Consider the following 11,679-nt stretch of genomic DNA (forward strand, 5'->3'; position numbering starts at 1 on the left):
ACTGCCCCGGCGGATTCACCGGTGGCGTTGGCGGCTGGCGCAATGGGAACGGAACGGCGGCGTGGGGGCATGGAACTCGATGCGCGCGGCGCGGTCGTGCCCGGCCCCGGCAAGCCCGGAAGGGCGCGCGGGCAGGGCGGTATACGAGTTGGCATGGTACACGGGCGTCACGTGTGCGGCAAGGGCATGTGGCGAGCGTGCGCGCGGATGGGCACGACAGGTCATGCGGACGGCTGGCCGTGGGCATGGCGGGCGATGCAGGCCACGCCTTGTCGCAGTGGCAACAGGGCCGTGCGGCAGCCGGAAATGAAAGCGGGGCGCGCCGCATGGCGCGCCCCGACAGGGTTGCATCCTTATACTATTGATGGCGCAGATTGTCGCCGTCAGCCAGAGGCTTCAGCTGGCGTCACCCCAGTTTTACGTCCGCCGCCAGCAGGGCAACGGGGTTGCCTGCCGCGTCCTCCATGGGCAGGGACACCGTGATGCACGGCGCACCCGAGGCCTGCGAGACGTAGCTTTCCGAGATGTACAGGTCGCCGATGGCCATGGCCCCGGTAAACCACGGGCGCGACGACCAGTCCTTGCCGCAGGCCTGCGCATCCGCAGGGGTGGCCAGCGCCGCCGGGGCGATGTTGGCAATGATCTGTCGGCCCTTGCCGTCCGTCATGTACAACAGTTCCAGGTACGGCGCGGCGGCAATGACCTGGCGCAGGTGCGCCTCCACGCGCTCGCGTTGCAATGACCGGATGTCCGGCGCATCGGCCAGCCCGCGCATGAGCGTTTGCACCGTGCCCTGCCCGATGACGTGGAACACCCGGTTCAGGGTGGCCAGCCGGACCATCTGACCTGAAAGGGCGGCGATGTCGTCGTTGGCGCGGTGCATGCCGTCGGCGGTCTGGCGCGAAATGGCGTCCACCTGCGAGATGATGCGGTTGATTTCCTCGCAGGTGGCGGCCTGCTGCTCGGCGGCGGTGGCGATGGTGCGCACCCCGTCGGAGGTGGCTTCCACGATGTCCACGATTTCGGCCAGGGCCTCGCCGGAATCTTCTGCCAGGCGGGTGGCCTCGTCCACCACGCGGGCGGCCTCGTCCATGTCGGACAGGGTCTTGCGGGTGCCGGTCTGGATGGCCACGATGACCTCGCCCACCTCGCGGGTGGCCTGCATGGTCTTTTCCGCCAGTTTGCGCACCTCGTCGGCCACCACGGCAAAGCCGCGCCCGGCGTCCCCGGCACGGGCCGCCTCGATGGCGGCGTTCAGCGCCAGCAGGTTGGTCTGGTCCGCGATGTCGGTAATGACGCCCATGACCTGGCCGATGGATTCGGCTCGGGTGCCCAGATCGCCCATGACCTGGCGCAGGCCGGTGGTGTGGCCGTGCACGGCGGCGATGGAGGACACGGCCCGGTTCACCACGTCGCGCCCGGCCAGGGCCTTCTGGCGCGCGGTGTCGGCCTGGGTGGCGGCATCGCCCGCGTTGAGGGCCACGGCGTTGACCGTGGCTGTCATCTGTTCCATGGCCACGGCGGTATCGCCCGCCAGCCGCTGCTGGTTGTCGGCCCCGCTGGAGGCGCGGCCCGCCTCGGCAGCCAGGCGTGCTGCCGCTTCCTGCAACGAGCCCACGGCGCGGTCCAGGGTTTTTGCAGAATTGTGCATGGCCTGCCGGTTGGAGGCTTCCGCCCGTTCGCGCACAAGGCCCGCCCTGCGTCCGGCAGCCTCGGCGGCCTGGGCGCTGGCGTCGGCACGGGCGGCTTCCGCCGCCATGCGCTGGCGCACCCCGTCCAGCAGGGCCACCACGCGCGGCACATGGCGAGCCAGAAGGGTCGCCGCGTCACTGTCGAAATCGTTGGCAGCGGGGGATGCCCCCCCGGCCTTGCGGGCGGTGAAAGACAAGCCGCCGTCGGCATTCCGCGCCGCCGTGCCGGATGGTGCTGCCTCGTCACGCACCGCGGCGGCCTGCCGGGCGGCGGCAGCCAATGCCCCGTGCACGCGCCATGCGTCATACAGGCAGCCCAGCGCCACCAGCAGGCCCATAAGCAGCAGCCCGTTCACCACCCATGCCGCCGCACCCAGCGCGACGGCCATGGCCGTACCGGCGAAAAGCATCGCCTGCAGGCCCGATCCACCCAAAGCCCGTGTTGCCGATGTCATGCGTTCCCCCGCGTTATCGTGAGCCTGAATGCGTCATCCGTTGCTGCATGTTGTCGGTTTTGTCGTTTTTGTTATGCCCGATGACGTTTTTGACAATAAAAGCCGTAATGTAGGGTAGGGTAGGATACCCCGCCTTTCCGTCCCCTGCCCGTGCGGTTGCACGACCCGGTGTGCCCGATGGTGCACCCGCATGCGTGCTGGTCCTGCGCCGGATCACGATGCACGGGCATTGCGCCGACATGGGGCAAGGTGTCCGTTTCCCACCAGGCGGGTGTCCGGCATCCGCAAAAGAGCGGGCAGGGGGTGCAGAAGCCCCACACTTGCTTGCAGGATGCATACCCCCGGAGAGTGGAGGGGGATGCAGCGGGCAGAAAGGCTGGCAGGAGAGGTGCGTCAGCGGGCATACCCGGGGCGCGTTTGCCGCATGCGCCAGTGCACGCCGCGTCCGCCGACCCCGCCACGTCAGGAGGCTTTATCATTTGACAGGCCGGGCAGGGGGCCTGTAGATTTCGCGCAACAGGACGAAACCGGGCACGCGGTTGCCCGCAAGGCATTGCAAGGAACGGGCTTCTGGCAGAGCCCTCTTTTTTTACCGGCGCACGGGAGTGCCCCGCCATAAGCGGACAGGCGCACCCAGGGGATCGAAACCCGCAAGGAGAAGATTCGGAATGGCTGATTTCAAACTCGCGGACCGGCTGGCGACCCTGCCCCCGTACCTGTTCGCAGGCATCGACAAGGTCAAGGCCGAAGTGGCCGCCCGTGGCGTGGACATCATCAGCCTCGGCATCGGCGACCCCGACATGCCGACGCCCGATTTCATCATCGAAGCCATGAAGAAGGCCGTGGAGCGCCCCGCCAACCACCAGTACCCCTCGTACGTGGGCATGCTGGAATTCCGGCAGGAAGTGGCCAACTGGTATGGCCGCCGCTTTGGCGTCAGCCTTGACCCCAAGACCGAGGTCATCGGCCTCATCGGGTCCAAGGAAGGCATCGCCCATTTTCCGCTGGCCTTCGTGAACCCCGGCGACCTGGTGTTGGTGTGCACGCCCAACTACCCGGTGTACCACATCGCCACCGGCTTCGTGGGCGGCGAGGTGCAGTTCATCCCCCTGGTGGAGGAAAACGACTACCTGCCCGACCTTGACGCCATTCCCGCCGCCACCTGGGACCGGGCGAAGATGATTTTCGTCAACTATCCCAACAACCCCACGGCGGCCACGGCCCCGCGCGCGTTCTACGAAAAGCTCATCGGCATCTGCAGGCAGCACAACGTGATCATCGCGCACGATACGGCCTACACCGAGGTCTACTACGACGAGAATGACAAGCCCATGAGCATTCTTGAAGTGGAAGGCGCGAAGGACGTGACCATCGAGTTCCACTCGCTGTCCAAGACCTACAACATGACCGGCTGGCGCGTGGGCATGGCCGTGGGCAACGCATCCCTGGTGGCGGGCCTTGGCAAGGTGAAGGAAAACGTGGACTCCGGCATCTTCCAGGCCGTGCAGGAAGCCTCCATCGTGGCCCTGCGCGACGGTGACGACTTCTGCCGCGAACTGCGCGCCATCTACCGCAAGCGCCGCGACGTGGTGGTGGCCGCCCTGCAGAAGGTGGGCATTGCCTGCCGCGTGCCTGCCGCCGCGTTCTACATCTGGGCCAAGGTGCCCGCCGGGTACGGCTCGTCCGCCGAATTCGTCACCGCAGTGCTGGAAAAGACCGGCGTGGTGCTGACCCCCGGCAACGGCTTTGGCGCGCCGGGCGAAGGCTATTTCCGCATTTCGCTCACCGTGGATACCGACCGCCTTGAGGAGGCCGTGTCACGCATCGCGAACCTGTAATCGCTTACGTCTGCCTGGGGTCCAACCTGCCTCCGCCAAGCGTCCGGAAGGACGCGACGGGGGGCGACCCCGCCGACAATATCGTCCGGGCCGTGGCGGCACTAGCCGCCCTGCCCGGCGTTGTCGTAGGCGCGGTGTCATCCGTGTACCGCACGGAACCGCAGGGCTACCGTGACCAGCCATGGTTCGCCAATCAGGTGGCGCGGCTGGAATGCGCCCAGGACATGACGCCCGAAGGGTTGCTGGACCACCTGCTGGGCGTGGAACAGGTACTGGGCCGCTGCCGGGCATATGCATTGGATGCCGGACAGGGGGGGGATGGGCACGCGCAGGTGCGGGAAGGGGCCGATTCCGTCGCGCCGGATATTGCCGCACGCTTTGCCCCGCGCACCATCGACATCGACCTGCTGCTGTTCGGCAATGCCGTGCGCGACACCCCGCGCCTGACGCTGCCGCACCCGCGCATGCGCGAGCGGGCCTTCGTCCTGGTGCCGCTGTACGAAATCGCCCCCGAACTCGCTTTCCCCGACGGGCAAAGTCTGATACACGCCCTGAAATCGCTGACGTTCACCCTGCACGACGGGCGCATCGCCCAGTGAACGGCCAAACGGAGCGCGTCCGCGCGCCCGGCCTTCATCAACGCCTCTAGGACCCAAAGGGAGTCTGGCATGCTCAAGTGGCTCTTGCTGATCGCGGCAGGCTATTTCCTCTACCGCCTTGTGACCAACGAGGCGCGCAAGAAGAGCAAGGATGACAAGAAGCAGAAGGAAGAAATGGTGGCCACCGGCGAAATGGTGCGCGACCCCATCTGCGGAGCCTACATAGACGCCAACGGCGGCGTCACCGTGCGCGACGGCGATAAGACCTACCGGTTTTGCAGCTATGAATGCCGCGACAACTTCCTGAAGCAACTGGAAAGCGGCGGCCGCGAAATTCCCGCGCGCGAGGAAAAGGACGCCGAATAGGCCGTAACTACCCGCGGGAATTGTCATATTCGCAGGTTGGGCGCGGATATGCGGGGTCAATCTCGTGCCGGTCGTCCGGTGCAGCCCGCCCGGCAGCGGTGCCCATTGCCGCAACAGTTTGTTCTTTCGTGATGCAGCCGTGCGCCCGAGAGCATGTGTGCTCCGCAGGCGGGCGGCTGCCTGACGCAAGGAGGCACCGGTTCATGCAATTCTTTCTGGATACGGCGAACCTTGCCGAGATGCGCGCCGCCAAGGCCTGGGGCCTGCTGGACGGCGTGACCACCAACCCCACGCTGATGGCCCGCGAAGGCGGCGACTGGCGCGCGGTGATGCAGTCCATCTGCCGCGAGGTGGAAGGGCCGGTGAGCCTGGAGGCCGTGGGCGACACCGCCGACGAACTCATTGCCATGGGGCTGGACCTTGTGCGCAACGGACCCAACGTGGTGGTCAAGATTCCCATGACCCCCGAAGGGCTGAAGGCCGTGCGCGTTCTGAAGACCAAGGGCGTGGACACCAACGTGACCCTGGTTTTCTCGCCCATGCAGGCGCTGCTGGCCGCCAAGGCCGGAGCCTCGTTCATTTCTCCCTTCGTGGGACGGCTGGACGGCCTTTCGCAGGACGGCATGCAACTTGTGGCCGACATCATGACCATCCTGAACAACTACGCCATGGACGCCCGGGTCATCGTGGCCAGCGTACGCCATCCGCGTCACGTGGCCGAAGCGGCCCTGATGGGCGCCCATGTGGCCACCGTGCCGTTTGCCGTGCTGCGCCAGATGTTCGATCACCCCCTGACCACTGCCGGACTCGAGACGTTCAACAAGGATTGGGCGGCGCTGAACGGCTAACGCTATTTCCGCCATCCCGGCTGCTGCGGCAGCGGCCTGTGAAGTTTTTTACCCAGGGTTGCCTGAAAAACGGGCACCATCCCCAGTGGATGGTGCCCGTTTTTGCGTCCCCGGTGGAAAAACGCACGACGTTGTCGTTTGCGGCGCAAAAGCATTTCTGATGGCCAAGGGTGTGGATTTCGAAAATTCGAGTCTCAAATGCGGGAGGAAGCAGGGCATGAATTTGGGGAAATTGGCAGGGCACGTGGCTGATCCATATACGTATGCGCTGTTGGCGACTGGTCGAAGCAGAGGGGAAGGCATTGTCATGTGGTGCCTGCCAGCTTGAGGGAAGGAGGCCATGCGGACGCGCTGCCATGTTTTCGTTGAAGCAACTCAGGCCGGGTCCAGTGTCTGTTGGCCACCAGGGATCAGTACGAGCAATCGAAAACACCGATTGAAGTGCGATTTGAAACGCAGGCCCGGCCTGTGGCGCGGTGTGGCCGGGTGCCTTTTGATCTTCAGGCGGGTGGGAGCGTTTCTGGCGTCAGGCAGGAATGCGTGGGGAGCGTGCTGCCAAAAAAGGGACGCTCCCTCCCGTTCAAGCGTTTCTGCTAATGTCTCATAATGTAAATTATGTTAACTTTCATGACGTGAGAAGTCTTTCATTTTATATTGATATGAATTTTCGATTTTTCGTGAAACAACCGGTGGCTTTCCGATGCTACCCCGCAGGATCCATAGTCTGCATCGCCTTGGATATGCGCTTGGAACTGCGTCTGCCATGATGTTTGCCTCGGATGCCCGGCGTTTCGGGCCGCTCACGCGGGATGGCGCTGCCCGATATTTCGCGGATTGGTATCGGAGTGGTTGATCACGTATGAGTGCCAACAGAATGTCCGACCGGTATCTGCTCACGATGCGTGCTTGCTCCCGCCGGGGGTGTCGGTGTGTGCGGGTAAGGAAGATCTATCACCCACTATTTTTGCAGGACTTGCCATCGTGGCGGCTGTTCTCAGGCGTGTTGCAATCGGCGTGCTCGATGTGTGAGCGCGCCAAAAAAGACCGCCACCGAACGTTTACGCGTCATCGGCGGCGGCAGATCAATCGGTGCGAGTGGTCGATGGATACAGGGAGATGAGGCAGCAGACGGTATCAGTCGTCCTGCTTTGGGCGGGTCTTCCAGCGTTTGTGCATCCAGAACCACTGTTCGGGATGGGCGCGCACTGCCCTTTCCACGGCCTGGGTATAAAACCGGGAAACTGCTTCGACCTTGTCGTTACGGTCGCCGTCCAGGGTAGCGGTATCCAGCGGTTCGTCGATGTACAACCGGTAACAGTCGCCCTCGCGAATCATGAAGGCGGGCCACACTTCCGCCTCGGCACGCACGGCCAGCAGGGCCGGTCCCATGTTCACGGCGGCGGTTTCCCCCAGGAACGGCAGGAAGATGGCCTCGTCGCGGCGGCAATTGTGGTCCACCAGAAAACCGACGCACCCGTTGCGTTTCAGCCCCTTGAGCACGGTGAACACGGCGTTGCGGTGGTCCACCACCTGCAAGCCACGCGCGCCGCGCATGGCGAATATGAAGTCGTTGAGGGTACGGTTGCTGTTGCGGCGCACCACCACCATGCGTGGGCGGTCCAGATGCCATTGCCCCATCAGCGAGGACATGAACTCCCATGCGCCAAGATGTGCCGTGGTTGCGACTACGGGGCGGTCACCTTCTGCCAGCCTGCGCAGCAGGTCGGGGTTGTCGATGATGAGGCGGGCGCCCGTCTGCTCGAATCCGAACTGCCCCACCAGAAGCACTTCCAGGAACGAGCGGGCATTGTGGGCAAAGCTTTGCCGCGCGATGCGCGTGGCCTCTTGTTGCGATACCCCGAGGTGATCGGCGATGGCCCGTACAGCCAGGCGCCGCCTGCCGGGCAGGCAGTGCCACAGCAGTGCGCCCAGGGCGTTGCCGTACCGGGCTATGCCGTCAAACCCCCGGCTGGCAAGGGCACGGGCCAGCATGTGCAGCAGGCGCGGCATCAGGCCTTTCGGTGCAGTTGCGGAATCCGGCCCGCCAGCCGCGCCGTGGTTGGTGGAAATGTCGTCGCGGGGGGCGTGGGAAGTCATCGCAATCCTTCAAGCCGGGCTTCAAGGTCCGTGCAGGCGGCAGCCAGGGCTGCATCGCCCCCCTGCCCGTTATCTTCACCTTCCTTCGTTATCATATCGGTCGTATCCGGCAACCGGTATGGCGCGCCAAACACCACCCGCACGCGGGAAAACGGCAGCGGCAGCTGAAAACGGTCCCAGGCGCGCTCGAAGACCTTGGCGCGCTCCATGAAAATGCGCATGGGCACTATGGGCGCCTTGGCCCGTTGCGCCAGAAAGATCGCGCCCGGCTTTACCTTGTGGCGCGGCCCGCGCGGGCCGTCCACGGTCACGCAGCCGCACAATCCTTCCTTGCGCATCTGGCGCGCCGCGCCGATCAGCGCCTTGACCCCGCCGCGCGAACTGGACCCTCGCGCCGTTCGCAGGCCCAGCCGTTGCAGCACCTGCGCAAGGTATTCGCCGTCGCGGCTCTGGCTGACCACGGTGACGATCTCCAGGTCGCCCCGCACGTGCATGAGCGGAAAGAGTTCGTCGTGCCACAGCGCAAAGACCATGGGGGTGCGGGCATGCCACAGGTCGTCCACGGCCTGGCGCCCGGCAATGTCGTACCGCAGGGTGGCGCACCAGGCCTTGTACAGTCCGTACAGCGGGGGCGCGATGAGGGCGGGGGGCAACTTCACGCAGTGGCTCCGGTGGCGGGCACGGCAGCGCCCTGCTCCGTGTCGAGAGGATCGTCCACGTTGGCCGGGGCGGCATTGGCGGCATCGGTTGCGAACTGCATGGCGTACAGCCGGGCGTACATGGGGCAGCGAGCCAGCAGTTCCTCGTGCCGCCCGGCGTCCACGATGCGCCCCTGCTCCATGACCAGGATGCGGTCGGCGGAAAGGATGGTGGACAGCCGGTGGGCAATGACGATGCTGGTACGGTTTTCCATCAGGTTGTCCAGGGCCTTCTGCACGATGCGCTCGGCCTCGGAGTCCAGTGCGCTCGTGGCCTCGTCCAGAATGAGCAGCGGCGCATCCTTCATGATGGCCCGGGCTATGGTCAGGCGCTGTTTCTGCCCGCCGGACAACTTCACCCCGCGCTCGCCCAGCAGGGTGTCGTACCCTTCCGGCAGTTCGCGGATGAATTCATCGGCATAGGCGGACATGGCGGCGGCGCGCACGGTGTCTTCGTCAATGGCCCCGGAAAGGCCGTAGGTGATGTTGTCGCGCACCGGAAGGTTGAACAGGAAGGTGTCCTGCGACACCATGGACACGTTGCGGCGCAAGGTTTCCAGGGTATAGTCCGCCACCGGGCGACCATTGAGGACGATGGCCCCCTGCTGCGGTTCGTAGAACCGGGGGATCAGGTTGACGAAGGTGCTCTTGCCCGCGCCGCTGGGCCCCACGATGGCCACGCGTTCGCCCGCGCGCACGGTAAGGCTGACGTTGTCCAGCGCGGGCGCGGTCTTGCTGCCGTAGGTGAAGGTCACGCCCTCGAAGCGCAGTTCGCGGAAGGGTTCGTCGAAGGGGGTGTCGCCCCCCTGCTCCACCGTCAGTTCGGGTGCGTCGAGGATCTCGAACACCCGCTCGGCACCGGCCAGGGCGCGCTGCACTTCCATGTTGTAGGAATTCAGCGACTTGACCGGGTCGTACATCATGGCCAGCGCGGCCACGAACGAAAAGAACGTGCCCGCCGTGGTTTCACCGGCGATGACCTCGTGCCCGCCGAACCAGATTACCAGGCCGATGCCCACCGCCCCGATCAGTTCCATGATCGGCGAGGAAAGCTCGGACACGCTGGCCTGCTTCAGGTACAGCCGGGCCAGGCGCTCGTTTTCATCGTCGAAGCGGCGCGCCTCGTGCCGTTCGGTGGCAAAGGCCTTGACCACCCGGATGCCGCTGAACACCTCCTGCAACACCACGGAAATGTCCGCCAGTTTCGACTGGTTGCGGCGGCCATACTTGCGCAGTTTGCGACCGAACCATACCAGCGGATACAGCGCCGCGGGCAGCACCAGCACCGCCCACACCGCCAGGCGCGGGTTCTGGTAGAACACCACGCCCACCAGGCCCAGCATGGTCAGCAGTTGCCGCACCATCATCACGATGGACGGCAGGCTGTTGCGGATCATGGTCACGTCGTTGATGATGCGCGACATGAGCATGCCCACCTGCGATTCCTCGTAGAATTGCAGCGGCAGGTAGATGATCTTGTCGTACAGTTCCGAGCGCAGCTTTTCCAGTACGCGCAGGCCGCTGTACTGCATGTAGTAGTTCTGCACGTAACGCCCGGCGCCCTTCACCAGCGTAAGCACGAAGAACAGCAACGGCACGTACAGCAGCGCCTGCTCGTCCTTGTTGATGAATATTTCGTCCAGGGCGGGCTTGACCAGCCATGCGGACCCGGCGGTGCTCAGCGACACCACGCCCATGGCCAGCATGGAAAGGAATATCTGCCCCTTGTAGGGGCGGAAATACTTCAAGCAACGCTTGAGTAGGTGAATGCTCTGGCCCTGGGTGGGTTGGTCGGTCTTGTTGGCGTTGGCCATGTGCTGCGTGGTCTTCTATTTGTTTTGTAAATGTGTTGTGCGGAATCGTGCGGATGTTTTCGATTTGACCGGGCCGCTCTGTGTGGTGTTCCTTCTGAAAAGGAGGCTCACCATGCCAGAAATCGAACTGAACTGCCAGAATCTTCCCTGCCCCCAGCCCGTGCTGCGTTGCAAGCGCTGCCTTGACGAGCAATCGCCCGCATCGCTGGTGGTGGTTGTCGATAATCAGGCCGCGCGGGAAAACGTGACACGCTTTCTGTCCACGCAAGGGTATACCGTTCAGGTCCAGGCCGTGTCGCCGGACGCGGGCGACAGCTTGTGGCGGTTGCGCGGGGTGAAGGGCGATGCGCCCGCCGTCGACCCCGCCGATGATTGCGAGGTCTGCGAAGTGATGACCGAGGAACAACTGCGCCGCATGGGCGAGAAGGTCGTGGTATTCCTGACGTCCGACGTCATCGGCGCGGGAGACGACGCCTTGGGCGCCAAGCTGATGCAGAACTTCCTTGCCACCCTGCCCGAACTGGGCGCGGAGCTGTGGCGCGTGGTCATGCTGAACGGCGCGGTGCGCCTGTCCGCTGCGGACAGCCCCGCCCTGCCCCATCTGAAGCGGCTGGAGGCCGCCGGTGCCACCGTGCTGGTCTGCGGCACCTGCCTTGACCATTTCGGGCTTCTGGAGCAAAAGGCCGTGGGCCAGACCACCAACATGCTCGACGTGGTCACCAGCCTGCAACTTGCCACCAAGATCATCCGGCCGTAACCGGCCGGGGGGCGCGCCCGGCCTGGAGCACGGATGTTCCCTGCCGTTGGCTGCGCCGCCATGCAACGTGTCCGGGATGCCGTCCGGCGCACCGCCGAAAGGTTGCGCCGGACGGTTTTCTTTGCCGGGCGACCGGGATAGACTGCACCTGTTCGTCTGCGGACGGTTGGCCGGGCATACGCCCGAAAGGTCGCCGACGCCTTCGTCCGGAACCGTGCCGGACGCGTCGTCCGAAATTGTTTCGGATGCTTCGTCCAAGATTGTGCCGGACGCCCCAGCCGCACATGGCCAGGCCCGGGCCTGCCGCCACCAAACTTCAGCCCGCCGGACCCTGTCCGGCCCGGAACCCCATGACCCAGCGCCGTCCGTCGTCTCCGTCCCGCCCCGCCAAATCTTCGACTGGCCGTCCCAAGCGCCCCGCCATCGACGCCGCCGACCCTGCGCGCTCCGATGCGCCCAAAGGTACCCGTTCCGATCGCCGGAGCGACGGTCCCGGGCGTCCCGGCCAGCCGTCGC

The 11,679-nt window shown here is 65.0% G+C and carries 10 protein-coding genes; 5 read left to right on the forward strand and 5 right to left on the reverse strand.

The genetic code is table 11. The features are described from left to right. Positions 1-15: 15 nt before the first annotated feature. Together FVW20_RS17235 and FVW20_RS17240 are read right to left on the reverse strand one after the other, a co-directional pair. Positions 16-162: a hypothetical protein gene (locus tag FVW20_RS17235; RefSeq protein ID WP_196610548.1), complete on the reverse strand. Its 147-nt coding sequence runs from the start codon at positions 160-162 to the stop codon at positions 16-18. 244 nt (positions 163-406) lie between these two features. Then, entirely contained in the window at positions 407-2,080 is a 1,674-nt protein-coding gene (locus FVW20_RS17240; RefSeq protein WP_231039215.1) for a methyl-accepting chemotaxis protein, read from the reverse strand. A 734-nt stretch (positions 2,081-2,814) separates the two neighbouring features. Between FVW20_RS17240 and FVW20_RS17245 the strand changes: the two genes are divergently transcribed. The 4 genes from FVW20_RS17245 (at position 2,815) to fsa (ending at position 5,797) form a co-directional block, all read left to right on the forward strand. Then, positions 2,815-3,984: an LL-diaminopimelate aminotransferase gene (locus FVW20_RS17245; protein WP_196610550.1), complete on the forward strand. Its 1,170-nt coding sequence runs from the start codon at positions 2,815-2,817 to the stop codon at positions 3,982-3,984. 14 nt (positions 3,985-3,998) lie between these two features. Continuing rightward, on the forward strand, positions 3,999-4,583 hold the full coding sequence (gene folK / locus FVW20_RS17250) for a 2-amino-4-hydroxy-6-hydroxymethyldihydropteridine diphosphokinase (protein ID WP_196610557.1): 585 nt from the start codon (positions 3,999-4,001) through the stop codon (positions 4,581-4,583). Between the two features lie 69 nt (positions 4,584-4,652). Next, the gene (locus FVW20_RS17255; RefSeq protein WP_196610551.1) at positions 4,653-4,949 is read left to right on the forward strand and encodes a transcriptional regulator; all 297 of its coding nucleotides are present in this window, start codon (positions 4,653-4,655) and stop codon (positions 4,947-4,949) included. Positions 4,950-5,152: 203 nt separating this feature from the next. Next, positions 5,153-5,797 carry a fructose-6-phosphate aldolase gene (fsa, locus tag FVW20_RS17260; protein ID WP_196610552.1) on the forward strand — a complete coding sequence of 215 codons (645 nt, stop codon included), beginning with the start codon at positions 5,153-5,155 and terminating at the stop codon, positions 5,795-5,797. A 1,134-nt stretch (positions 5,798-6,931) separates the two neighbouring features. On the opposite strand, the gene FVW20_RS17265 is transcribed toward fsa, so the two are convergent. The 3 genes from FVW20_RS17265 to FVW20_RS17275 are packed head-to-tail and all read right to left on the reverse strand — an operon-like array spanning position 6,932 to position 10,406. Further along, positions 6,932-7,894: a lysophospholipid acyltransferase family protein gene (locus FVW20_RS17265; protein ID WP_196610553.1), complete on the reverse strand. Its 963-nt coding sequence runs from the start codon at positions 7,892-7,894 to the stop codon at positions 6,932-6,934. Next, positions 7,891-8,553: a lysophospholipid acyltransferase family protein gene (locus tag FVW20_RS17270; RefSeq protein ID WP_196610554.1), complete on the reverse strand. Its 663-nt coding sequence runs from the start codon at positions 8,551-8,553 to the stop codon at positions 7,891-7,893. The genes FVW20_RS17265 and FVW20_RS17270 overlap by 4 nt, the downstream gene beginning before the upstream one ends. Next, on the reverse strand, positions 8,550-10,406 hold the full coding sequence (locus FVW20_RS17275) for an ABC transporter ATP-binding protein (protein WP_196610555.1): 1,857 nt from the start codon (positions 10,404-10,406) through the stop codon (positions 8,550-8,552). The genes FVW20_RS17270 and FVW20_RS17275 overlap by 4 nt, the downstream gene beginning before the upstream one ends. Positions 10,407-10,518: 112 nt before the next feature. Between FVW20_RS17275 and yedF the strand changes: the two genes are divergently transcribed. Next, a complete protein-coding gene (yedF, locus tag FVW20_RS17280; protein ID WP_196610556.1) occupies positions 10,519-11,163 on the forward strand; it encodes a sulfurtransferase-like selenium metabolism protein YedF in 645 nt (214 codons plus the stop codon). Positions 11,164-11,679: the final 516 nt, after the last annotated feature.

It is taken from the genome of Nitratidesulfovibrio oxamicus (genome assembly GCF_015731765.1).
Taxonomy (GTDB): Bacteria; Desulfobacterota; Desulfovibrionia; order Desulfovibrionales; family Desulfovibrionaceae; genus Cupidesulfovibrio; species Cupidesulfovibrio oxamicus.